18 protein-coding genes are annotated in these 23840 nt (G+C 47.7%); 14 read left to right on the top strand and 4 right to left on the bottom strand.

Going from position 1 to position 23840, the window contains the following annotated elements; all coding sequences use genetic code 11:
* Positions 1 to 141: 141 nt before the first annotated feature.
* On the top strand, positions 142 to 1221 hold the full coding sequence (gene dinB, locus L2713_RS00620; RefSeq protein ID WP_248966511.1) for a DNA polymerase IV: 1080 nt from the start codon (positions 142 to 144) through the stop codon (positions 1219 to 1221).
* 184 nt (positions 1222 to 1405) lie between these two features.
* On the opposite strand, the gene L2713_RS00615 is transcribed toward dinB, so the two are convergent.
* Positions 1406 to 2869, bottom strand: a complete 1464-nt coding sequence (locus L2713_RS00615; RefSeq protein ID WP_248966510.1) for an aminoacyl-histidine dipeptidase — start codon at positions 2867 to 2869, stop codon at positions 1406 to 1408.
* Between the two features lie 218 nt (positions 2870 to 3087).
* Between L2713_RS00615 and L2713_RS00610 the strand changes: the two genes are divergently transcribed.
* From L2713_RS00610 to L2713_RS00590, 5 genes are all read left to right on the top strand, one after another.
* A complete protein-coding gene (locus L2713_RS00610) occupies positions 3088 to 4626 on the top strand; it encodes a M17 family metallopeptidase (protein ID WP_248966509.1) in 1539 nt (512 codons plus the stop codon).
* Between the two features lie 919 nt (positions 4627 to 5545).
* The gene (locus L2713_RS00605) at positions 5546 to 7711 is read left to right on the top strand and encodes a TonB-dependent siderophore receptor (RefSeq protein ID WP_248966508.1); all 2166 of its coding nucleotides are present in this window, start codon (positions 5546 to 5548) and stop codon (positions 7709 to 7711) included.
* A gap of 408 nt (positions 7712 to 8119) precedes the next feature.
* A complete protein-coding gene (locus L2713_RS00600) occupies positions 8120 to 9409 on the top strand; it encodes an NCS2 family permease (RefSeq protein WP_011621743.1) in 1290 nt (429 codons plus the stop codon).
* A 175-nt stretch (positions 9410 to 9584) separates the two neighbouring features.
* Positions 9585 to 10703, top strand: coding sequence for a glutamate 5-kinase (gene proB / locus L2713_RS00595; RefSeq protein ID WP_011621744.1), 1119 nt, complete (start codon positions 9585 to 9587; stop codon positions 10701 to 10703).
* 12 nt (positions 10704 to 10715) lie between these two features.
* A complete protein-coding gene (locus tag L2713_RS00590; RefSeq protein WP_248966507.1) occupies positions 10716 to 11993 on the top strand; it encodes a glutamate-5-semialdehyde dehydrogenase in 1278 nt (425 codons plus the stop codon).
* Between the two features lie 90 nt (positions 11994 to 12083).
* Here the strand turns inward: L2713_RS00590 and L2713_RS00585 are convergent, their stop codons facing one another.
* The 3 genes from L2713_RS00585 to L2713_RS00575 all read right to left on the bottom strand — a co-directional run bounded on the left by L2713_RS00585 (position 12084) and on the right by L2713_RS00575 (position 14041).
* Entirely contained in the window at positions 12084 to 12386 is a 303-nt protein-coding gene (locus tag L2713_RS00585) for a hypothetical protein (RefSeq protein ID WP_086903375.1), read from the bottom strand.
* Between the two features lie 124 nt (positions 12387 to 12510).
* Positions 12511 to 12987, bottom strand: coding sequence for a Cys-tRNA(Pro) deacylase (gene ybaK, locus L2713_RS00580; RefSeq protein WP_011621747.1), 477 nt, complete (start codon positions 12985 to 12987; stop codon positions 12511 to 12513).
* A gap of 133 nt (positions 12988 to 13120) precedes the next feature.
* Complete coding sequence (locus L2713_RS00575) at positions 13121 to 14041, bottom strand: DMT family transporter (protein ID WP_248966506.1); 921 nt, start codon at positions 14039 to 14041, stop codon at positions 13121 to 13123.
* Positions 14042 to 14327: 286 nt separating this feature from the next.
* On the opposite strand from L2713_RS00575, the gene dnaK reads away from it, so the two are divergent.
* The 8 genes from dnaK (at position 14328) to dapB (ending at position 23723) form a co-directional block, all read left to right on the top strand.
* The gene (gene dnaK / locus L2713_RS00570) at positions 14328 to 16247 is read left to right on the top strand and encodes a molecular chaperone DnaK (protein WP_011621749.1); all 1920 of its coding nucleotides are present in this window, start codon (positions 14328 to 14330) and stop codon (positions 16245 to 16247) included.
* Positions 16248 to 16356: 109 nt separating this feature from the next.
* Positions 16357 to 17490, top strand: a complete 1134-nt coding sequence (dnaJ, locus tag L2713_RS00565; protein WP_248966505.1) for a molecular chaperone DnaJ — start codon at positions 16357 to 16359, stop codon at positions 17488 to 17490.
* A gap of 97 nt (positions 17491 to 17587) precedes the next feature.
* Positions 17588 to 18475: a hypothetical protein gene (locus L2713_RS00560; protein ID WP_248966504.1), complete on the top strand. Its 888-nt coding sequence runs from the start codon at positions 17588 to 17590 to the stop codon at positions 18473 to 18475.
* A 524-nt stretch (positions 18476 to 18999) separates the two neighbouring features.
* Complete coding sequence (locus tag L2713_RS00555; protein WP_248966753.1) at positions 19000 to 20355, top strand: DEAD/DEAH box helicase; 1356 nt, start codon at positions 19000 to 19002, stop codon at positions 20353 to 20355.
* Between the two features lie 134 nt (positions 20356 to 20489).
* A complete protein-coding gene (locus L2713_RS00550) occupies positions 20490 to 21083 on the top strand; it encodes a GNAT family N-acetyltransferase (protein WP_248966503.1) in 594 nt (197 codons plus the stop codon).
* A 135-nt stretch (positions 21084 to 21218) separates the two neighbouring features.
* Positions 21219 to 22028: a M48 family metallopeptidase gene (locus L2713_RS00545; protein ID WP_248966502.1), complete on the top strand. Its 810-nt coding sequence runs from the start codon at positions 21219 to 21221 to the stop codon at positions 22026 to 22028.
* A 192-nt stretch (positions 22029 to 22220) separates the two neighbouring features.
* Positions 22221 to 22838 (top strand): BamJ family beta-barrel-assembly machinery protein, encoded by a 618-nt coding sequence (gene bamJ, locus L2713_RS00540; RefSeq protein ID WP_248966501.1) that lies wholly within the window; start codon positions 22221 to 22223, stop codon positions 22836 to 22838.
* 72 nt (positions 22839 to 22910) lie between these two features.
* Positions 22911 to 23723 (top strand): 4-hydroxy-tetrahydrodipicolinate reductase, encoded by an 813-nt coding sequence (dapB, locus tag L2713_RS00535; RefSeq protein WP_011621756.1) that lies wholly within the window; start codon positions 22911 to 22913, stop codon positions 23721 to 23723.
* Positions 23724 to 23840 lie beyond the last annotated feature (117 nt).

The raw sequence follows: 23840 nt of genomic DNA, 5'->3' as shown, positions 1-23840 counted from the left end.
TTGCAAATCAAGGGAGCCTTAGGGCTCCCTTTGTTTTTTGAGCGCTTATAATCCAAGCGCAAACAGCACCGCGGCAAATTGATAAGTGGTACTTGATTACTGTTTTTATATACAGTATTTTGGGTGTCGGAGGAATGCAAGGTGCGAAAAATCATTCATATCGATATGGATTGCTATTTTGCTGCGGTGGAAATGCGGGATTTTCCCGAATACCGCGGTAAACCGCTGGCTGTCGGCGGCAGTCGGGTGCAGCGTGGCGTCATCAGCACTTGTAATTATGAGGCGCGCAAATTTGGTGTGCGTTCGGCTATGGCGACGGGTTACGCACTGAAATTGTGTCCCGATCTTATCCTCGTTCCCGGTCGTATGCAGGTCTACAAAGAGGTCTCACAGCAAATTCGCGCCATCTTTTCCCGATACACTGAGTTAATCGAACCGCTTTCCCTCGATGAAGCTTATTTAGATGTCAGCGATTGTAAGCTGTTTAAGGGCTCTGCCACGTTAATCGCCGAGGCGATTCGCCGTGATATTTTGGCCGAAACTGGGCTGACGGCATCAGCGGGCGTGGCACCGATTAAATTTCTCGCCAAGGTTGCCTCTGATTTAAATAAGCCCAATGGGCAATGTGTTATCCCACCCGATGAGGTCCCCGAGTTCGTTAAAAGCTTATCCCTGCGGAAAATACCCGGAGTCGGTAAAGTGACCGCTGAAAAACTGTCTTCGCTAGGCTTAAATACCTGCGCCGATGTGCAGGCTTATCCTAAGCAAGAGTTGATTGCCCGTTTTGGTAAGTTTGGCGCCGTGTTAGTCGAGCGGGCCCATGGCATCGATGAGCGCGGGATTTCTGTGAGCCGCGAGCGCAAATCCGTGGGCGTTGAGACCACTCTCGCTCAGGATATTTACACGCTGGAGCAGTGCCAGCAGGTGATGCCGGGATTAATCCAAGAGTTGTCCAGCCGTTTAGGGCGAAGCGCTAAGGGAAGGCAAATCCATAAGCAGGTGGTCAAACTTAAATTTAATGATTTTAAACAGACCACCATCGAGCATCGTAGTGACGAGGTCTCCGTGGTGATGTTTTATGAGCTACTGAGCCAAGCAATGGCTAGGCAAGAGGGCCGTGGAATTCGGTTACTCGGGGTTTCTGTTGGGCTCGCCGAGAGTAAAGACACGCTTTCGCCGCTCATGGCCCGCGAAACTAAGCAGTTGGATTTTGTGTTTTAGTGTTTATCTCATCTGGGCGGCTCAGGCTCCGCGCCAATCTAACCTAGCTTAGCTAAGTTATGTAAGTTAACGCGATAATCAGCCTTATGCAGTGCGCAAATAGAAGCAACAATAAGGCCGCATTGGTAACCCCTCTACGGCCTTTGTTATTTAAGTCTGCTTAGCGACTATTCAGCTGGAGTGATTATTCACCTTTAGCGGGAATGCGTTCTAGCACAGCAAGGAGCAGATCCCAATATTGACCAACTGTAGTGATATTAACCATTTCATCCGGGCCGTGTGGATAGCGGATGGTAGGGCCAATAGACACCATGTCCATTTCTGGATAAGGCTTCTTGAACAGACCACATTCAAGACCCGCGTGGATCACCATGATAACCGGTTCTTTATGATAGATAGACTCGTAGGTCTCACGCACAATTGCCATTACGGGTGAGCTGTTATCTGGCTTCCAACCTGGGTAAGCGCCACTGAATTCAATTTCAGCGCCAGCGAGGTTGGTCAGCGCATTGAGCATGCCTTCAACTTGGCTGCGGCCCGAATCGATGAGCGAGCGAATTAGGCACAGAATGCTAACTTCTTCATCGTTAGTGCTAATCACGCCAACGTTGAGTGAGGTCTCTGTCACGCCCGCGACTTCATCGCTCATACGCATTACGCCATTAGGGCATACATGCAGCAGGTCGATCAGCGTGTTTTGGCTGTTTTCACTCATCACGCGTTTTGGCGTTGGGATTTCGCTCAACACTAAACGCATGTCTGGGTCGGCAATGGCCAGCTCGGCGCGGACTAAGGCTTCAAAAGCACGCACTTTTTCATTCAGTGCATCGACATTTTCAGCGGGTAACATAAAGCTAATATTGGCTTCGCGTGGGATGGCATTGCGCAGTGAACCACCGGTAAATTGGGTTAATTCCAGCGCTAATTCATCGGCATTTTCAAACAGGAAGCGCGCCAATAGTTTGTTGGCGTTACCACGACCTAAATGGATGTTGACCCCAGAGTGACCGCCTTTTAAGCCAGATAAATGCAGGCTAAATGATGCGTAACTTTGCTCCGATGCTTGCCATACCATAGGCAGAGTGATCTGCGCATCGACGCCGCCAGCGCAGCCCATGTAGATTTCACCTTCTTGCTCTGAGTCGGTGTTGATCAGGATTTCAGCATCAAGCATACCTGCTTGTAGGCCAAAGGCGCCTGTCATGCCCGCTTCTTCATCAATCGTGAGTAGTACTTCCAGTGGGCCGTGTTTGATATCGTCGCTACCTAAAATCGCTAAGGCTGACGCCATGCCAATACCATTGTCGGCGCCTAAGGTCGTGCCTTTGGCTTTTACCCAGTCACCGTCAACATAGGCTTCGATAGGATCTTTGGTAAAGTCATGCACTTTGTCGGCATTCTTTTGCGGCACCATATCGATGTGAGCTTGGATCACGACGATTTTGCGATCTTCCATTCCTGCCGTTGCGGGTTTGCGAATGATTAAATTGCCGACCGCGTCTTCCACGACATCGAGTTGTTTACTCTTAGCCCACGCTTGGATGTGTTGGCTGAGTGCTTGTTCATGTTTGGAAGGGTGGGGAATTGCACAGATTTGTTCGAACCATTGCCATAAAGGCTGTGGGTATAACTGACTTAACGCTGTCACAGGAGGTCCCTCATCAGGTCTTGTGGGTATAGGGCAAATTTGGCTTGATCCTACCACATTCTGCTCTGCCGATTAATCTTCTCGATCAGCCTATGTGTGCTTGTGGCAGCGAAAGTTGCCACCCTCAGTCTTTTCGATGGGGACAAAGGGATTTTTTGATTGGTAATTAAGCGTTATAGCGGGAATAATGCAGGCACAATAATGAAAAAGGATGGGTCATGTTTCAAGTTAACTTTGTTGATGTACAAGCAGAAAATGCCATTTTTGATGGTGAAGGTTGGGATGCGGTTGTGGTCGTCACACCGGATCTTGGTGCTATTGGAATTGATGAGATCAGTTTATTGGCCGAGCATGGTGCTAAGGTCGATAAGCGTGTCGGTAAGAGCCCGACGTTACTGTTTGCCCCCGGTTTAGCCGGTGGCCGTTTAATCATAGCGCCGGTCACTCAAGTGGCTGATGATTATGCCGATGTGCGTGTATTTGGCGATGCGGCAAGAGCTGCTATTGCTATTGCTAAAGACGCGGGCGCTAAGCGTCCCCTGCTTTATGTGGTGCCTTCTACCACGCCCAAGTTTGGTTTTGCGACTGAAGTTGCGGCGCTCGCCTGCGGTCAAGAATTATGGCAAACCTTAGAATTACGCGAGGCAACGGGCTTAACGCCAGCCTTTGAAGCTATAGGGTTGCTGTCTCTAACATCTAAAAAGAGTCAATTGCTCAACGCATTAGAAGCTGGCCGTGTGTTGGCAAGGGATTTATGTGGCACTGAACCTGAGCGTATGTCGGCTAAGGCCTTTGCCGAATATTGTTTGCAAGCCTTTAAAGGCAGTGTGATTAAAACCGCAGTGGTGGAAGATAGGGATATTCTCGAGCGTGATTATCCACTGTTAAGCGCGGTGGCGCGTTCTTCCTTTGCCGTCGGACGTCATCAACCGCGGGTGGTGAAACTCGAATATCTGCCCGAAGGCGAGATTACTCGTACCTTCCTATTTGCAGGCAAAGGTGTGGTCTACGATACGGGCGGCGCCGATCTGAAAGTGGGCGGCGCAATGGCGGGCATGAGCCGCGATAAAGGTGGCGCCTCTGTCGTGGCGGGGTTATTTAAAACCTTGTCTATGCTCAAGCCTAAAGGGATCCGAGTGATCGCCGAACTGGGCTTAGTGCGTAATAGCATTGGTAGCGAAGCCTTTGTCACCGATGAAATTATCACTAGCCATGCGGGCGTGCGGGTGCGAATTGGTAATACGGATGCGGAAGGGCGCTTAGTATTGGCTGACCTGTTAAGTCATCTGCGTATTAAAGCGGTTTCGGCGGTGCAACCAGAGTTGTTCTCGGTCGCGACTCTCACGGGCCATGTGGTACGTTGTTACGGGGCGTATCCTGCTGCGGTTGAAAATGCGGTCGCCAGTGGCGCCAAGTGTGCGCAGACACTCGCGTTACAGGCAAGCCAATGGGGCGAACCCTTTGAGGTTTCTACTTTGCGCCGCGAGGACTTTGCCAAGATCCGTGAAGTCTCAGGGGCGGCTGATATTTTATCTTCTAACAATGCGCCATCTTCGGTAACGGCCCGTGGGCATCAATATCCGACGGCGTTTCTGCTTAAGGCTTCGGGATTGTTTGAACATGGCATAAATGCCGCAATTCCTTTATTTTACACACACTTAGATATCGCTGGCAGTGCAACGGAGGGCGATCCGCTCTATGGAAAACCCACTGCGAGTCCCTTGGTCGGTCTGTATCAATATCTGATCAATCGTTAACAATTTAATGTAATAAATAGAAATAATTCTGTAATATCTTACTTATTAGGTGGTTACAGGATTATTTCTGTTTTTATGTGACGCAGGTCGCCAAGATTTTTGGTTGTTTTACGTAATAAAATTACATTAAAAAGCCTTAATTAAAAAAAATACAAATAAAGCTTGTAATAAAACTACGAAAACATATAATGGTTTTCGTGGACAGGGCAATACGCCCATCCCCTCTAGTCTATCCAGGATGGATACCCTTCTCCAAGGACCCGAGTGACAAGTCGTCTCAACGGATTTGAGAATCTCTAGTTCCAAGGAACCGAGCCAAGCTTTACTAGAGTACTTAATCTCAACTTTACTTAGGAGTAATTGACTATGTCTTATACAGGCAAGAATCACTTTGTTTGGCAAAACACTTGGATTAACTCTGATGTTTTGCGTGGCGGTTTATTCGCTATGAGCTTTAAGGGCTAACTATCCCTTTAAACCTAGTTTCCATCATCCATCAACCTTTGTATCGCCTTTTTGGCGTGTTTAGACTCAAGTAGCATATCGGTGTTTTTGCATGGGTATGCCAGGTTTCTTCCGCTAGCGCGGTAATGTACTTCCCCGAAAGGGACGCTTGAAATATGTCTTGCCTGCTCATTGAGCAGGCTTTTTTTTAGCTTTTTTCTGTCGTTACGGCGCTATGCCTCTCATTCCTTCCCATAAACATAAAATTTTTTGCTGCGATCTCGAAATGACTGCTTTTATCAAGAGTTAATTTAATTATCTGTTTTTAAAGCATAAAACTTTGGCATCAATCTATTCATCTTTTTGTACGACTTAAGAATGATGAATTTGTTACATTTGTCACATAAAATACAAATGCAAATCGTTCTCAATGGTGTTACCGTATGCGCACCTTAACGAAACTTGCTGAACGACTATGCGTTTTAATCTACTTCCACTTGCTGCTGCAGTAACCCTAGCTTTGAATCCTTTGGCGCTGATGGCCGAAGAACAAACCGCTTCAACAACAGAGACACAAGATCAAAATATCGAAAAAATCACTGTGATGGGTAAATACACAGTGAGTCGTAATATTGATACTGCAACGGGGTTAGGACTCACGCTGCGGGAAACGCCACAGTCGGTCAGCATTATGACGGCGGATCGGATTGAAGATCAGGCACTAAATACCGTGGTCGATGTGGTCAACAACACTGTGGGTTTATCATCTTCAAAAACAGATAACGTGCGTAACGGTTTTTCGGCCCGCGGTTTTACCGTGCAAAACTATCAAATTGATGGCGTGCCTTTATCTTGGAGTTTAGGTGGTGATGCAGGTGAAACGGTATCGGATGTGTCTATCTACGAGCGCGTTGAAGTCGTGCGTGGTGCTACCGGATTATTAACGGGTGCTGGCGATCCTTCGGCCTCGATTAACTTAGTGCGTAAGCATGCCGACAGTTCTGATCTTAAAGGTTATGTGGATGTCGCCACTGGAAGTTGGGATAAAAAACAAGTCACCGCGGATGTGTCTAATGGTCTGAATGAAGACGGCAGTGTGCGTGGGCGCTTGGTCGCTAAGTATGTGAATAGCGATTCTTACCAAGATCTGTATCAAGACCGCAAAACCATTCTCTATGGTGTGGTCGACAGTGATATTACGGCCAACACCTTGCTGCGTGTCGGTGGTAGCTATAACCACAACGATCCCAAAGGGGCTATGTGGGGCGCGTTGCCCGCCGTCTTTAGTGATGGTTCAGCCACTGATTGGGATACATCGGCCACCACAGCTGCCGATTGGAGCCGCTGGGAAACCAAAAATATCAACTACTTTGCAAACCTGAATCATTACTTCAGCAATGGTTGGCAGCTCGTCGCTAACTACAACCGCATGGAGTATGAGACCACCACTAAGATGATCTACATGTCGGGTATGCTCGATAAAGACACGGGGGCGGGACTCAGTGGACAGCGTTATCACAGCCATGGTGAAAGTAACTCGAATAACTTTGATGTGCAGCTTAAAGGCGACTATGACCTCTTTGGTCAAACCCATGAGTTTGTGACGGGTGCTTTGTATAGTAAGCAAAAATCCTACGCCGATACCTACGAGCCTATCCGTGACGATATGACGGGTTGGGACTCACAAGTGGTGGATAACTTCTACGAATGGCAACAAAATCAGTTTGCTGAGCCTGAATGGTCGAGCAACGCGAACCGTCAGCTCAATATGGATACCGAGCAAAAAGGCTTTTATGCGGCGACTCGCTTAACGATTACCGATGATTTTAAATTGATTGCTGGTGGACGTATCTCAAGCTGGAATCGTGAAGGCGTGAGCTATGGTACCGATACTAACTTTGGTGATGATGGGGTGTTTGTGCCCTATGTTGGCGCCTTGTACGATATCAATGACGCGCATCGTATTTACGCCAGTTATACCGGGATTTTTAATCCGCAGAATAATTTCGATGCCGATCAAAATTACCTCGATCCATTAGAAGGCAAAGCCTACGAATTAGGTCTGAAGAGTGCTTATCTTGACGATCGTCTACATACCACAGTAGCCGTGTTCCAAATTGACCAAGATAACTTGGCAACCTTAGCCGGAACGATTTATATCGGTGGTAAACCCGTGAATTACTATGAGGCCGCACAAGGCACTAAGAGTAAGGGGTTTGAGCTAGAAGTGGTGGGTGAGCCTGCCGATGGCTGGAATATCTCTGCGGGTTACTCGCAATTTAATGCCGAAGATGCAGAGGGTAAGCGGGTCGCGACTACCAGTCCGCAGAAGCAATTTAAATTGTTTACCACCTACCAATTTGTGGACTTATTGCCTGAATTAACCATAGGTGGTGGGGTGAATTGGCAAAGTGACAGTTACTCAGATGTCAGTGGTGTGGCAATCAAGCAGGATGCTTACTCCCTAGTGAATCTGATGGCACGCTACGATCTGGCTGAGAATATGGATCTGCAGGTTAACGTAGAGAATCTATTGGATGAGAAATATTATGCCTACATGACTGCGTCAGGCATTGCTTACAGTGCGTATCACTACGGCGCGCCACGCAATTTTACCGTCAGCTTTAACTATCGTTTTTAAGCATTTTACCCGTTGAACTCAAAAAGCCGGCGCCCTTAAGGGCGTCGGCTTTTTGCTATCGACTTCAATCCCATTTGGGGCGCTGACGTAGGCTTATATGCCGGTATGGGATAACCATTGTGCTTTATTGTGATTATTTCGCTTTAAAAACAATGTGCTGTTAATTCTGAACGGCGTTTCAACTTCCCTGTGGTTAAGATTGGCTTGCTAAGCCCTATTTATAGTGAGCTTTAATGTAAATTAAGTGCGGTGGTTTTTTGTTCTGTTTAGCGATTTCTATCAAGAAAATCGCCATCAATTTTCTAGCCTGACCAGCACAAACTCCCTATAATCCTCTGCGAAAAACACGATTACATAGTGTTTACATTTTTGACCCTACCTACTTAAAAAGAAAAGGAACCCAGTTCCATGTTAGAAAAGCTGTTCAAACTGAAACAAAATCAAACGAGCCTCAAGCAGGAAGCGATAGCAGGTTTGACAACATTTATGACTATGGCCTACATCATTTTTGTGAATCCAATGATGTTAGCCGATGCGGGTATGGATCATGGCGCCGTGTTTGTGGCCACCTGTTTAGCGGCGGCGGTGGGATGTATTGTGATGGGTGTGATGGCGAACTATCCCATTGCACTGGCCCCAGGTATGGGACTCAATGCCTTCTTTACCTACACTGTGGTAGGTGAGATGGGTTATAGCTGGGAAACGGCTCTCGGCGCCGTTTTCCTGTCGGGAATTTGCTTTTTAATCCTGTCTCTAGTGCGTATTCGCGAGTGGATTGTGAACAGCATTCCTATGTCGCTGCGTATCGGTATTGCTGCGGGTATTGGTTTATTCCTCGCGCTGATCGGTCTTAAGAGTGCCGGCATTGTGGTCGCAAGTCCTGCAACTTTAGTGACTATGGGCGATATTACCGCCTTCCCAGCGGTGATGGCCGTGTTAGGTTTCTTCCTGATCATCGCCATGGTGCAACGTGGAATGAAATCGGCGGTGATTTTAAGCATCCTTATCATCACTGGGCTTGGGTTACTCTTCGGTGATGTGCATTACAACGGTATCGTTTCTATGCCGCCTTCTGTCGCACCGACCTTTATGGCGATGGATTTATCCCAAGTATTTGAAGTGACAATGCTATCCGTGGTATTTGCCTTCCTGTTTGTGGATCTTTTTGATACCTCTGGCACCTTAGTTGCGGTTGCGCAGCGCGGTGGTTTCCTCGATGAAAAAGGCCGTTTACCTCGCTTAAACCGTGCCTTAACCGCTGATAGTTTAGCGACGATTGCGGGCGCTGCATTCGGTACGTCAACGACTACCAGTTATATCGAAAGTACCGCTGGGGTGAGCGCGGGCGGCCGTACAGGCTTAACCGCTGTCGTGGTCGGCTTACTGTTTATCTTGGCCTTATTCTTATCACCATTAGCTGGAATGATCCCCGCCTATGCTACGGCTGGTACCTTATTCTATGTGGCGATTCTAATGATGGCTGGACTGGTTCACGTTGAATGGGAAGACTTAACCGAGGCTGCACCTGTGGTTGTGGTGTGTATCCTGATGCCGCTGACCTTCTCAATTGCCACAGGGATTGCGCTGGGGATTATTTCCTATGCTGTCATCAAGCTGTTAACGGGCCGTTTTAGCGATTTAAATATCGGCGTGCTGGTGCTCGCTGCCATGTTTATTGCGAAATTTATTTACGGCTGATACTGAGCTAGCCGCCCATTCGCGGCTATTTTTTGAGGGTCATCTAATCGATGGCCCTTTTTTATGCGCGATCCCAAGCAGAATTGAAAATTTCTACCAACATCCTGCCCACTAACTACCAATTGCTCTGCGGATTAGGTATAAGGATTATCCGGTTATTTTCTACATATGAATAATGAATTTAAGTGAGATAGCGTATCGCCGCGTGGTAGTGAAGTTAGGGACGAGTGTGCTGACTTCTGGCAGTAAACAGCTGGATAAAGCCCATATGGTTGAGCTTGCTCGTCAAATGGCCGCACTGATGAGATCAGGGGTCGAAGTCGTATTATGCACTTCTGGCGCAATTGCCGCCGGACGCGAACATCTCCAATATCCGGTATTGCCCGACACTATGGCTAACAAACAGTTATTAGCCGCTGTCGGGCAGAGTCAGCTTATTCTCGCTTGGGCACAACTCTTTAGCATCTATGGTTTGCATGTGGGGCAATTGCTGCTGACCCGTGCCGATCTACACGATAGAGAGCGCTATTTAAATGCCCGCGATACGCTTAATGCCTTGCTGGCAAACAATATTATCCCCATCATCAACGAAAATGATGCTGTCGCAACGAACGAGATCAAAGTAGGCGACAACGATAACTTGTCGGCGCGTGCGGCACTGCTGTGTGATGCCGACCTGTTGATTTTGTTGACAGATCAAAAGGGCTTATTCGATGCTGATCCGCGCACTAACCCGAATGCTAAGCTGATTTCTCAGGTCGAGAAAATTGATGACAGTCTGCGCCTGTTAGCGGGTGGTTCAGTGTCGGGCTTAGGCACGGGCGGAATGTCGACTAAGCTAGAAGCTGCGGATATTGCTCGCCGTGCGGGCATTGAAGTGGTGATTGCCTCGGGTCATCACCCCGATGTGATTAAAAAAGTCGTCGGTAAAGAATCTGTCGGCACGCATTTTAGTGCCATCGAAAATCCGTTAGAGAGCCGCAAACAGTGGATTTTAGCGGGACCAGCCGCCCAAGGTTCACTGGTGCTCGATGCGGGCGCGGTGAAAGCCGTGACCGAAAAAGGTCGCAGCCTGCTATCGAAGGGCATTATTGGGGTTAAAGGTGAATTTGAACGTGGTGCAACCCTGCAATTAGTTGACCAAAAAGGCAAAATCATTGCCAGAGGTATCACCCGCTACTGCGGTGAGGCCTTAGGGGTAATTGCGGGTAAACATTCCGACGAAATCGAGTCTGTGCTCGGTTACGATTATGGTGACGCAATAGTGCACCGCAACGACATGGTCGTCTTATAAGCGAGGTCTGTTTTGAGTCAAACTAATCAAGTGCAATATTTACAACAACTGGGCAGTCAGGCTAAACAAGCCAGCTATGCCTTAGCAAATCTTAGCGCCGCACAGAAAGCGGATTTACTCGAGGCGATTGCCGAGGCCCTGACGCAGAATACTCAGGCGATTCTCGCGGCTAACGCCAAAGACGTTGCAGCCGCTAAGGCTGAAGGCTTGAATGATGCAATGATTGATAGACTCTTGCTTAACGAGTCGCGTCTGGCGGGGATTATCGGTGATATCGGCGATGTGGTGCGTCTTGCCGATCCCGTTGGCGAAGAGTTTGGTAGCCGCGTGTTGGACAATGGCTTAAGGCTCACGCGCCGCCGAGTACCGCTTGGGGTGATTGGGGTTATCTACGAGGCTCGGCCGAATGTGACGGTCGATATTGCTGTGCTGGCACTTAAAACCGGTAATGCTGTGATTTTGCGCGGCGGAAAAGAGACGCTCGAATCTAACAAACTGATTAGCGAAGTGATCCGTGGCGCAATTGCAAGCCAAGGTCTGCCAGTCGATGCGGTGCAGCTGATTGATTCTCCCGATAGAGCCTTAGTCACAGGGCTACTCAAGCTCGACCAATATGTCGATATGATAGTCCCCCGTGGCGGACAAGCCTTACAGCGCCTTTGCGCCGAGCAAGCGACGATTCCTGTGATCTTAGGTGGCATTGGGATCTGCCATTTGTATGTCGATAAACATGCCGATCTTGAGCGCGCACTCGAGGTAATTGCTAACGCAAAAGTGCAGCGTCCAACGGTGTGTAATGCGTTAGACACCTTGCTGGTGGATAACGCGGTTGCTGAGCGTTTTGTGCCGCAAATTGCCGAGTACTTACATCGCTTAGGTGTACGTTTTTCGGTGTGCGAACAAAGCTATGCGCTGCTCGATGGCTTGGGGTTTGATATTTCTCCGGCAACTGAGCAAAGCTTTGCGACCGAATGGTTATCTTTGACCTTAGGCATTAAAGTGGTGAATGGCATAGATACAGCTATTGCCCATATCCGTACCTATTCCAGTGGGCACTCGGAGGCGATTCTCACCGATGATATCCACGCCGCAACGCATTTTATGAACGAAGTGAATTCGGCTGCTGTGTATGTGAATGCCAGCACCCGTTTTACCGATGGCGGCCAATTTGGCTTGGGTGCCGAGGTGGCCGTAAGCACGCAAAAACTCCATGCCCGTGGTCCTATGGGGCTTGAGGCGCTGACCACCTATAAGTGGTTAGCATGGGGTGATTACACCAGCCGCACATAGTTCACTCGCCAACGACGGGCCATCTCGCTCGGCAAAATCGTTCTATTAAAAAAGCCGCAATAGCGGCTTTTTTGTTGGCAAACATCTCGGTTAATGGATGAGTGGAGTGTAAGTGGCAATCAACCACAGACACAGAAACGCCACCGACATTAGGGTAGTGAATTTACGAAAGGCCCTGATATATACCAAGGTATACAGGAAATACCTTTCTTGCACTCTACGGGTGATCAGTACCGAGGGGAGTAAAAAAGTGCAGTAGAGCATCACCACCATGGTCGTAAAACCATTTCCCCAAAAATGTTCGTAGATAAAAAGGGCAATACAAATGAGCATGGCGACCCAACTGATAGGGCTTAAGCCATCTTCTTGATTCCATTGAGTTGATTTTTCCATCTGACTATCCTTAGTCGTCTGTGTACAGTTCAATTTATAGTCGGATATGTCTCTATTTTCAAATCAATTTGGGATAAATACTGTGATACTCTGAACATATTTTAGAAATATCTGATATTTAGCCTTAAAGCGTTTTTATATCCGCAAAAGACCCGCGGCACAATTTCGCTAAGTCATTCGCCGCAAGGCAGATTTCAAGGCCACGGCGGCCGGCACTCACATAGATTTTATCGAATTGCTGAGCCGTCGCATCGATTAGCGTTGGCAGCTGTTTTTTCTGGGCGAGCGGACTAATGCCGCCAACGAGATAGCCTGATGATTTTTGTGCTAAATCCGCATCGGCCATTTGCAGTTTCTTCTGGCCTAAACATTTAGCGACGGCTTTTAAATTGAGTTGATGGTCAACGGGCACCAGGGCGACGGCCAGTGGCGGATGGGCTTTATCGGTCGCAACCAGTAAGGTTTTAAATACCTGCGCGGGGGCGAGCCCTAACACATTGGCGGCTTCTTCTCCGTAGGCGGCGCAGTGTGGGTCGTGGCTGTATTCTAAGATTTCAAAGGGAATTTTGGCTTTCTTTGCCATTTGTACGGCTGGTGTCATGCTCTCGTCCTCGCGCCCCAATTAGCTGCAATTAAAGTTTAGGGGCAATAAAAGTCCGCCATAGTAGCCCTTTCTGCGGCGTTAAAATGTTAGCTCGGGCATAAATTGCTTATGCCCGAGTGATACGCCTTATTTAGTCTACAAGCTTGGCATTGAGCTTAGTTTTGCGCTCCAGATAGCGCGGGAATAACTGCTGCAACATCATGCCACTCAAAATAAAACCTAACCCGATATAAGTTGCGGCGGCGATAGTCTCTTGCAGAATCCAGGCAATAAAGCCAATCGACATCACGGGTGATAAAAATACTAAGGTACTGATATTGGCCGTGCGAGTCGCGGTTTTTAGTGCCATTAACCAGAGCACGAAGGTAATGCCCATCTCAAATAAGCCAACATACATGCCCGCCATCACGGCGCTCAAACTAAAGCTGGGCAGGGTATCGGTCAGTAGCAGTGTCACGGTAATAAAGGGCAAACCAATCAAAAAGCTTAATAGCAGGCTGACCACTGGGTCACCTTGATCTTTAGTGTTCACAATCCAATATAGGCACCAGAGCAAAGTGCTGGTTAATGCAAGCCCAATCCCGAGTGGACTGTCGAAGCGAAAACCGCTGACATCGCCGCCAGTGGCGATAATAAATACCCCAGAGTAGGCAATCAGTGCCGCAATCATATCGCTCTTACGCAAATGTTGTTTCAGCAGCGGCGCGGCTAACAGCGGCAGCAATACCGCCCAAGTGTAGTTGAGTGAGAGTGCCTGCTGGGCGGGTAATAGTGAATAGGCTTTAAACAGCACTACATAATACAGAAACGGATTAATCAGCCCCGTAACCAGATAAAACGCCGGGCGACGTAGGAGCTGCGCTTTAAGGAGTGGCAGTTTTTTCTGCCAAGCGAGAATGGCACCTAGGGCGACGATTGAGGTAAGTACCGCCACAAACACCAGTTGCAACGGGCTATAAAATCCAAGGGCAATCTTAAAAGCGGTTGCCACCGTCGACCAGAGGAATACCGCGGCCATGCCGTACACATACGCCAAATTTGAAGATTTCACACTATTACCCTATGCGCTTAAACATCACTCAATGTGCGCAGATTGAATAACAGCTATTGCTGATAAGCAAGCGGATTTTGTGGTTTTGAATATTTTATACAGTCGAGTCCTTTGAAAAGATAAATCAGAAAAATTTTTTATCGGCCCTTGTAATTAAATTCCCTGTCCCAATATAGGTGTTAAGGCAGAGAAGGTGGCCAACAGTGGACTTGAAAAAAAAACCGTCCGGCCCCATATCAAAACCAACTTATAAATTTAGTTAGACAGAAATTTTTCGGAGGACCTCATGGGTAAAATTATTGGTATCGACTTAGGCACAACAAACTCTTGTGTAGCTGTCCTCGATGGTGGCAAAGCACGCGTATTAGAGAATGCTGAAGGCGATCGCACAACCCCGTCTATCATCGCTTACACCGATGATGAGACCATCGTGGGTCAGCCAGCAAAACGCCAAGCTGTAACTAACCCAAATAACACATTCTTCGCGATCAAGCGTTTGATCGGTCGTCGCTTCAAAGATGACGAAGTTCAACGTGACGTGAACATCATGCCATTCAAAATTATCCAAGCCGACAACGGTGATGCTTGGGTTGAATCACGTGGCAACAAAATGGCTCCACCACAAGTTTCTGCTGAAATCTTGAAAAAGATGAAGAAAACAGCAGAAGACTTCTTAGGTGAAGAAGTGACTGAAGCGGTAATCACCGTTCCTGCATACTTTAACGATTCACAACGTCAAGCCACTAAAGATGCGGGCCGCATCGCAGGTCTTGAAGTTAAACGTATTATCAACGAACCAACGGCTGCAGCACTGGCCTACGGTATCGACAAGAAGCAAGGCGACAACATCGTTGCAGTGTACGACTTAGGTGGTGGTACATTCGATATCTCTATCATCGAAATCGACAGCAACGACGGCGACCAAACCTTCGAAGTATTAGCGACTAACGGTGACACCCACTTAGGTGGTGAAGACTTTGACAACCGTTTAATCAACTACTTAGCTGACGAATTCAAGAAAGAGCAAGGCTTAGATCTGCGTAAAGATCCATTAGCAATGCAACGTCTGAAAGAAGCAGCTGAAAAGGCGAAGATTGAGCTTTCAAGCACCAACCAAACTGAAGTGAACCTGCCATACATCACTGCCGATGCAACAGGTCCTAAGCACTTAGTGGTGAAAATCACCCGTGCTAAGTTAGAGTCACTGGTTGAAGACTTAATCATTCGTACTTTAGAGCCATTAAAAGTGGCACTGGCTGACGCTGACTTATCAGTATCAGACATTAACGAAGTGATTTTAGTGGGCGGTCAAACCCGTATGCCTAAGGTTCAAGAAGCAGTGACTAACTTCTTCGGTAAAGAACCTCGTAAAGACGTAAACCCAGACGAAGCCGTAGCCGTAGGTGCTGCGATTCAAGCGGGCGTACTGTCAGGCGACGTGAAAGACGTTCTGCTGTTAGACGTAACACCACTGTCTCTGGGTATCGAAACCATGGGCAGTGTAATGACCAAGCTGATTGAGAAAAACACCACTATTCCGACTAAGGCACAGCAAGTGTTCTCAACAGCCGATGACAACCAAAGTGCAGTAACCATCCACGTACTGCAAGGTGAGCGTAAGCAAGCGAGCGCGAACAAGTCATTAGGTCAGTTCAACCTTGACGGTATTGAGCCAGCACCACGTGGTATGCCACAAATCGAAGTGATGTTCGATATCGACGCTGACGGTATCCTGCATGTTTCTGCTACCGACAAGAAAACCGGTAAGAAACAAAACATCACCATCAAAGCTTCTTCAGGCTTAAGCGAAGAAGAAGTGGCGCAAATGGTACGTGACGCTGAAGCACACGCTGAAGAAGACAAGAAGTTTGAAGAGTTAGTGCAATCTCGCAACCAAGCTGACGGCTTAGTTCACGCAACTAAGAAACAAGTTGAAGAAGCGGGCGACGCACTGCCAGCAGACGATAAAGCTAAGATTGAAGCGGCAATGAGCGCTGTTGAAGTTGCAACTAAAGGCAACGACAAAGAAGCCATTGAAAAAGCGACTCAAGAGCTAATCGAAGCGTCTGCTAAGCTGATGGAAATTGCTCAGGCTAAAGCTCAAACTCAAGGCGGCGCACAAGAAGGTGCTGCTAAACAGTCTAACGCGACTGCCGATGACGTTGTCGATGCTGAATTTGAAGAAGTGAAAGACGACAAGAAATAACATTTGCTCTCAATCAAATTGATTGATTTCAAATAGTTAATTTCTAGGCGGGCGTTACGGGGAAACCCTAACGCCCGTTCGTTCAACTTAAGCTGAGAAGCATGAGATTATGTCAAAGCGAGATTATTACGAAGTATTAGGCGTTGGTCGTGACGCCAGCGAACGTGAAATTAAAAAAGCCTACAAGCGTTTGGCGATGAAGTTTCACCCCGATCGCAACCCTGGCGACAAAGCTGCCGAGGCGAGCTTTAAAGAAGTTAAAGAAGCCTACGAAATCCTTACCGATGCCAACAAAAAAGCGGCCTATGACCAATTTGGTCATGCGGGTGTGGATCCGAATCGTGGCGGCGGTGGTGGCTACGGCGGCGCGGGAGATTTCGGCGATATTTTCGGTGATGTCTTTGGCGATATTTTCGGCGGTGGACGCCGTGGCGGTCAACGCCAAGCGGCCCGCGGCTCAGATTTACGTTACAACCTAGAGTTATCACTGGAAGAAGCCGTAAAAGGCCTCACCAAAGAACTGCGTATTCCAACCTTAGCCAGCTGTGATTTGTGTGACGGCAGCGGGGCGAAAAAAGGCTCTTCGGCGACCACCTGTGGCACCTGTCATGGTCAAGGCCAAGTGCAAATGCGCCAAGGTTTCTTCACCGTACAACAGCCATGTCCAACCTGTCATGGTCGCGGCAAGATCATTAAAGATCCTTGCTCTAAGTGCCATGGCGATGGCCGTGTCGAGAAGACCAAAACCCTGTCAGTTAAGATCCCTGCGGGTGTCGACACTGGCGACCGTATCCGCTTAGCGGGTGAAGGTGAAGCGGGCGAGTTTGGTGCGCCACCGGGCGATTTATACGTTCAGGTCACAGTACGCGAACATGCTATTTTCGTGCGTGATGGCAACAACCTCTACTGCGAAGTGCCGATTTCATTCAGCAAAGCGGCGCTCGGCGGCGAGATTGAAGTCCCAACACTGGACGGCAAAGTCAGCCTGAAGATCCCAGCCGAAACGCAAACGGGCCGTATGTTCCGTCTGCGTGGTAAAGGGGTCAAGTCGGTTCGCAGCCATGCTGTGGGCGACTTGCTCTGCAAAGTCGTGATGGAAACGCCAGTCAACCTCAACGAGCGTCAAAAAGAATTACTGCGTGAGTTTGAGGCGACCTTAACCGGTGAATCAAAGAAGCACAGCCCAAAGGCTGAAGGCTTTTTCGATGGCGTGAAGAAGTTTTTCCAAGACCTAAATAGCTAATTAGGTTGGGTGGCGCCGCTGTTATGTTAGTTGCGCACTAGATAAATAAAGCCCTGTAATGGTTAACCTTACAGGGCTTTTCATTGATGATTGAATTATGTATAAAACATCCGTCGTTAAAATTCTTAAAACTCACCAAGATGAATCTTCGTTTACTCATATTATAGAAAAACATAACCACTTTTTGTGGAGTGGTAAAATACCTTTGGATGAGCAGTGGAATAGTAATGCTAGATTTAATAAGTTTGGTAAATTAAGTCTTGAGTATGTTAATGATAATTCATGTAGCCTTACTTTTAATGGCCGTAATATTAAATTCTCTATATTAGATACGATTGAGGATCGAGAACTAATAGTTTTTCATTTTATAAACCTTGTTAGGGATATTGTTGATATTCGGCTTTGTATAGATTCATTGGAGTACTGTGAGACGGCTTTTGCTATTGGTGACTTCAATTTTTGGAGTGATATCGAATATCAGTTTGATGATAGTATTTTATATACAAGATTTTCTAACGTCCCAGAAAATTATGAGAGGTTTCAAACCTGTTTAGAAGATTCAAGTTATTTAGCGAGTTTGAGAGGCTTGCCATCATTAAATCAATATAAAGAGTTAATGGCTCATTTACCAAGGAATAAAACAACTGATTATATATCAATTGAAAAGGAGGATGGTTGTATTGACTCTGAACTAGTTGTTAATATGCTTATTTCAATTTTTAATCTATATAAGCTTAACTTTGTAATAGTTAATGGAGATGATATCTTAGCTTTTAGCAATTCAAGTTATTTTGATGTTGTTGATCTAATGACTGGAATAAACTCAATAATAAAACCGGTAAATGAATATAATGGTTATGTGACTAGATACAACTTTACAGATTGTTATATATATGACGATAATTTTTCAGTTATCGTAAAAATATATGGAACAATGAGAATGACTATATGGGACTGGAACGTTAGGGATTATATAGTTTTTTAAGTGTAAAATTGTTACATTTATAATGCTCAAAGATTATCTAGGTTTAATCTAATTATCGCTATTTAAAAATTTACTGCTCTCTTTCTATATTAGCGGTTAATACTGTATTCAATAGAGTTCACCTTTCCCTGCGAAGTTGTCGAAATACGCAGATAAAAATGTCGTGGCGACATCATGGATGATGGCGCAGGCTCGGGGGCACATGGATGTGCCATCTGAGCCGTTAGGCGATTTTTATTGGAGTATGAGGCTACTAACCAATGCATGTAACTTCGCTAGGGCGGCAAGGGAGATCCAAGAGGGGATTGCTGTTGATCCCCTCTTGGTCGGGTGTGGGTTGAAGACCCACGACTTTGATTTAAAAACATTTAACTCAATGATTGCTTGTCGATAGTTGGTAATCCGATACGTCACTGGATATGACGAAACAACTATCCCAAGGCTTTAGTCAAAGCCGAAACAACATTGGTATTAACTGCCAACTCTGCGTAAACTTTCGCTCCCATGTTTTTATCGGTGTTGCGATGACCATTCCTAAGCCTTCTCTTTCCACAGAGCCTTCCCCTGAGTCGTTAACCTTTGCCGAGCTTGGCGTCAATGCGGCGTTATGTTCGGTATTGCCTGTTGCGGTCAAGCATCCGACACGGGTACAGCAATTAGCGATTCCGGCGATTCTTGCGGGGCGAGATGTGTTAGCGTTGTCGCAAACCGGTAGCGGTAAAACCTTGGCTTTTGGATTGCCCTTGCTGCAGGCTATCCATCAACAACTTCAGCAGCAAGTGGGGTTAGCGGGGGCTGAGTCAGTGCCATCTTTGGCCAGCAATGCGCAGGCTTTGGTGCTGGTGCCGACACGGGAATTGGCGCAGCAGGTAACGATAGCGCTACATGCGCTGGCGAGTAAGTTATCGTCTTCTTTGAATATTCAGCTCCTCTGTGGTGGCATAGCGCAGGAAGAACAATTAGCCGAACTTGCCGCTAAACCGCAGCTTGTCGTGGCAACCCCTGGGCGTTTATTAGATTTATGCACGCAGTCCCATATCAGTCTCGACTCGATTAAATACCTAGTGCTAGACGAAGCCGACCGCTTATTGGAAATGGGATTTTGGCCCGATGTGCAAAAGCTGATGGCAATGATGCCTAAGCGTAAGCAAACCTTACTGTTTTCAGCCACCTTGCCAGAGGCGTTGGATTCCTTGGCGGGTAAATTGCTGAGCAATGATCCCCTACGGGTTGAAGCCAGTACACGCAATGCTGTCGCCGCCGAAATCGAAGAGCAACTGTATTTAGTCAATAAGGGCAGCAAGGCGCAGGCATTGATTGCGTTACTTAAACAATATCAATGGCCGCAAGTGCTAGTATTTATCAGTGCCCGCGATGATGCGGATGCGATAGCGAAACGACTACTTAAGGCGGGGATAAATGCTGCTGCGCTGCACGGTGAAAAAGATCAAACCGTGCGCAGTCAAACCTTGGCAGACTTTAAAGCCAATCGCATTCAAGTGGTGGTGGCGACGGATTTAATGGCCCGTGGTATTCATGTCGATGCCTTGCCTGTTGTGATCAACTTAGACTTACCCATGAGTGCACCTGTATATGTGCACCGCATTGGCCGCACCGCAAGGGCGGGCGCTAATGGGCTTGCCATATCTTTGGTGTGCCATGGTGAAATGCCAAGTTTAACCGCGATCCGCAACTTGACGGCGCGTGAGTTACCGCTAGCATCATTGGCGGACTTTCCTGTGACCGATAAGCCGAGCGAAAGAACTAGAGAGGACGGTACCGAGAATAAAGTGGCACCTAAGCGCCCACCTCGGGATAAACAGGCGAATCGTCGCAGTATTAATAAGCACAGCGTCAAGGCATTTAAAGGTAAGCGTTGAGTGTAAGCCTGCGCTGCTATCCATAAACTGCTAGCACTTATTGGTTGCGGCTTACCTGTTTTCAATGGGCGAACTATATAGCGAGTTTAGGGACTGACTGACATTAGCGGTTTATTCACATTTAAGGAGCTGGCATGGCGTCGACATTGGCGATAGGTAACGCACTTCACCACATGGTAAATCACGGGTTAACCACCCAACGTTTTACGCTTCGAGCATTTCAGCGAGCGGATCTCGAAGCTTTTACCGCCTATCGAGCCGAGCCTAAGGTCGCCAAATATCAAAGCTGGACGGATTACTCTTATAGCGATGCCGTCGCGTTATTTGAGAACATGGATTACGCACAATTTGGCGCGGCGGACACTTGGTTTCAATTGGCGATTGTCTCTGAGGCATCTGCAGCGACGCCTGCCATGTTAGTGGGTGATTTGGCGCTGCATTTTATCGATGAGCAGCAAATGGAAATCGGCTTTACGATTGCGCCTGAGTATCAAGGCCAGCAGATTGCGTTTGAGGCCGTCAGCGCATTGCTGGGTTATCTCTTTGTCGAATTAGATAAGCATCGTGTCATTGCGATAACCGATGTAGACAATCTTGCCTGCTGTAGATTACTCGAAAAACTCGGCTTTCGGCGCGAAGCCCATTATGTGAAAAACATCTTCTTTAAGGGCGCATGGGGCGATGAATACCTCTATGCCATGTTAAGGGAAGACTATATTGCACCTTAGCTAGCTCTTGGCTCATTCATGCTTGCCATGCAAGTTCTGAATGTCGTTTGGCTTCTGCTTGCTATCTCAGTAAAATCTTAAGCATGATTAGTTGAGTCTGCTAGCTTCAGCCTCGTTCGGATTAAGGAGTTCCCTATGAAAGCAACATCACTCGCCTTAGTGGCGGTTGGACTCACGTTAGGATTATCGGGCTGCGCGACCACTAAATCGCCCACGGGGCGTGGCCAAACCTTGCTGTATTCGGCTTCACAGATGCAGCAAATGGGGGATGCTTCTTTTGAAGAAATGAAAAAGCAGCAAAAGATCAGCAGCGATAAAAAGCTCACCCAGTACGTAAATTGCGTGGCCAATCGCGTCACCGCTGTGCTGCCCGATCAAAGCCAGAAGTGGGATGTCGTCTTGTTCAACTCCGAACAAGTGAACGCCTTTGCATTGCCCGGCGGACACATTGGCGTGTATACCGGCTTACTTAACGTCGCGAGTACCCCGGACCAACTGGCGACCGTCTTAGGCCATGAAGTGGCCCACGTCTTAGCCCAGCACGGTAATGAGCAGGTCTCTCGGGCGCAGATGACGGGCATGGGGATGCAAATCGCCGATGCAGCCCTTGGCGCGAGCGGCGTCTCAAACCGTGACTTATATATGTCGGCCTTAGGACTGGGGGCGCAGGTTGGGGTGATTTTACCCTTTGGTCGCGCTCAGGAGAGTGAGGCGGATGTCATGGGGCTGGAGTTGATGGCGCGGGCAGGGTTCGACCCAGCGCAGAGCGTGGTGCTTTGGCACAATATGTCGAAAGCGGGCGGTAGCCAAGGGCCAGAGCTGTTATCGACGCACCCATCAAACAGCAACCGCATCGCCCAACTCGAGCAATTACAGGGGCAAATGCAGCCTTTATATCAGAGCGCAAAGGCGAATATCAAAAACCAATGCGTGTTGCCTAAATAGTCTTTCAGAGCGTGGCGATCGTTTAGAGGCAGGCCTTATCTTGCCGCAATTAGGCGCTATTGCTGGATAAATACGCATCGGTTACGTAAAATCGCCGCCAAAGTTAAATAAGCAGTCAGTTTATCAGCATAGGGCGTGGAACTATGGTAAACTGGCGCGCAAAATTCCATTGAACATTGAGAGTCGTTAATTATGTCTGATAAATTCAGTACTGTTGAACAGCAAGCAAGCTATGGTGTAGGTCGTCAAATGGGCGAGCAACTGGCTGCTAATTCTTTTGAAGGTGTGGATATTGCTGCCGTTCAAGCAGGTTTAGCCGATGCATTTGCTGGCGTTGAAAGCGCTGTATCTATGCAAGATATGCAAGTTGCATTCACTGAGATCAGCCGTCGTATTCAAGCGGCTCAAGAGCAAGCTGCTGCTGCCGCTTCTGCTGAAGGCGAAGCCTTTTTAGCTGAAAACGCTAAGCGTGCTGGCGTGACCGTGACTGAATCTGGTCTGCAATACGAAGTATTAGTTCAAGGTAGCGGTGCAAAACCAACCTACGAAGACACAGTACGTACTCACTACCATGGTTCTTTCATCAATGGTGATGTGTTCGACAGCTCTGTTGTTCGTGGTCAACCAGCTGAATTCCCAGTGTCTGGCGTTATCGCTGGCTGGACTGAAGCGCTGCAACTGATGCCAGTAGGTACTAAGTTAAAATTATTCGTTCCACATCACTTAGCTTACGGTGAGCGTGGTGCGGGTGCTTCTATTCCTCCATACTCAACCTTAGTGTTTGAAGTCGAGTTATTAGACATCGTCTAATGTGATCGAAACGCCTAAGCCTGTCTTAGGCGTTTTTGTATGGAAGTGATGAACAGGTTTGAGGAGATTGAAATGGGTGGACAAGTGAGAGTTGCAATTGTCGGTGCGGGTGGACGCATGGGACGGACTCTTATTGAATCGGCTTATCATCAAGAGCACATTCGCTTAGGTGCCGCCATCGAGCGTCCCGGTTCAAGCTTAGTTGGCGTGGATGCGGGCGAGCTTGCCGGTGTGGGCAAGTTAAATGTCCTAGTGATGGATTCGCTCGACTATGCGACCGATGACTTTGATGTGCTGATTGATTTTACTGCGCCAGAGGCCAGTATTGTCCATTTAGACTGGTGTGTACGCCATAAGAAAGCCATGGTGATTGGCACAACCGGTTTCAATCATGCTCAAAAAGAACAGATCAATGCCTTTGCCGAGCAAACGCCGGTAGTGATGGCGCCGAACATGTCCGTGGGTGTCAATCTAATGTGGAAATTGCTTGAGTTGGCCGCTGAGGTCATGGGCGATTACACCGATATCGAGATTATCGAAGGTCACCACAGACATAAGAAAGACGCGCCATCTGGCACTGCGCTAAAAATGGGCGAAGTGATTGCCAAGACCTTAGGTCGCGATCTTGAAAAATGCGCCGTTTATGGACGCGAAGGGATCACTGGCGAGCGTGACCGTGAAACGATCGGTTTTGCGACTGTGCGCGCGGGCGACTTAGTCGGTGAGCATACCGCCATGTTTGCCGATATCGGTGAGCGTTTAGAGATCACCCATAAAGCCTCTAGTCGTATGACCTTTGCTAATGGCGCTATGCGTGCCGCCCATTGGTTAGTGGAGCAAAAACCGGGTCTGTATGACATGCAGCAGGTATTAGGTTTGAATTAACAGAAAAAACGCCATATTGGCGTTTTTTTTTGCACTCAGATACCAAGGTGTAGACGAGTTTGGATTTATCCTGTAAACTCGCTGGAATTTGTCAAAATTTCGTAAATAAGCGGAAAT

This window comes from Shewanella seohaensis (assembly GCF_023283775.1).
Taxonomy (GTDB): Bacteria; Pseudomonadota; Gammaproteobacteria; order Enterobacterales; family Shewanellaceae; genus Shewanella; species Shewanella seohaensis.
This window is presented reverse-complemented; position numbering and strand designations above follow the sequence as displayed.

Excerpts from the sequence above, each read along its gene's own strand:
- L2713_RS00610 (WP_248966509.1), top strand. The coding sequence starts at position 3,088 with ATGTTTCAAGTTAACTTTGTTGATGTACAAGCAGAAAATGCCATTTTT.
- dapB (WP_011621756.1), top strand. The coding sequence starts at position 22,911 with ATGGGTGGACAAGTGAGAGTTGCAATTGTCGGTGCGGGTGGACGCATG.
- L2713_RS00545 (WP_248966502.1), top strand. The coding sequence starts at position 21,219 with ATGAAAGCAACATCACTCGCCTTAGTGGCGGTTGGACTCACGTTAGGA.
- bamJ (WP_248966501.1), top strand. The coding sequence starts at position 22,221 with ATGTCTGATAAATTCAGTACTGTTGAACAGCAAGCAAGCTATGGTGTA.
- L2713_RS00555 (WP_248966753.1), top strand. The coding sequence starts at position 19,000 with ATGACCATTCCTAAGCCTTCTCTTTCCACAGAGCCTTCCCCTGAGTCG.
- L2713_RS00560 (WP_248966504.1), top strand. The coding sequence starts at position 17,588 with ATGTATAAAACATCCGTCGTTAAAATTCTTAAAACTCACCAAGATGAA.
- dnaK (WP_011621749.1), top strand. The coding sequence starts at position 14,328 with ATGGGTAAAATTATTGGTATCGACTTAGGCACAACAAACTCTTGTGTA.
- L2713_RS00605 (WP_248966508.1), top strand. The coding sequence starts at position 5,546 with ATGCGTTTTAATCTACTTCCACTTGCTGCTGCAGTAACCCTAGCTTTG.
- ybaK (WP_011621747.1), bottom strand. The coding sequence starts at position 12,987 with ATGACACCAGCCGTACAAATGGCAAAGAAAGCCAAAATTCCCTTTGAA.
- L2713_RS00550 (WP_248966503.1), top strand. The coding sequence starts at position 20,490 with ATGGCGTCGACATTGGCGATAGGTAACGCACTTCACCACATGGTAAAT.
- dnaJ (WP_248966505.1), top strand. The coding sequence starts at position 16,357 with ATGTCAAAGCGAGATTATTACGAAGTATTAGGCGTTGGTCGTGACGCC.
- L2713_RS00600 (WP_011621743.1), top strand. The coding sequence starts at position 8,120 with ATGTTAGAAAAGCTGTTCAAACTGAAACAAAATCAAACGAGCCTCAAG.
- proB (WP_011621744.1), top strand. The coding sequence starts at position 9,585 with ATGAATTTAAGTGAGATAGCGTATCGCCGCGTGGTAGTGAAGTTAGGG.
- L2713_RS00585 (WP_086903375.1), bottom strand. The coding sequence starts at position 12,386 with ATGGAAAAATCAACTCAATGGAATCAAGAAGATGGCTTAAGCCCTATC.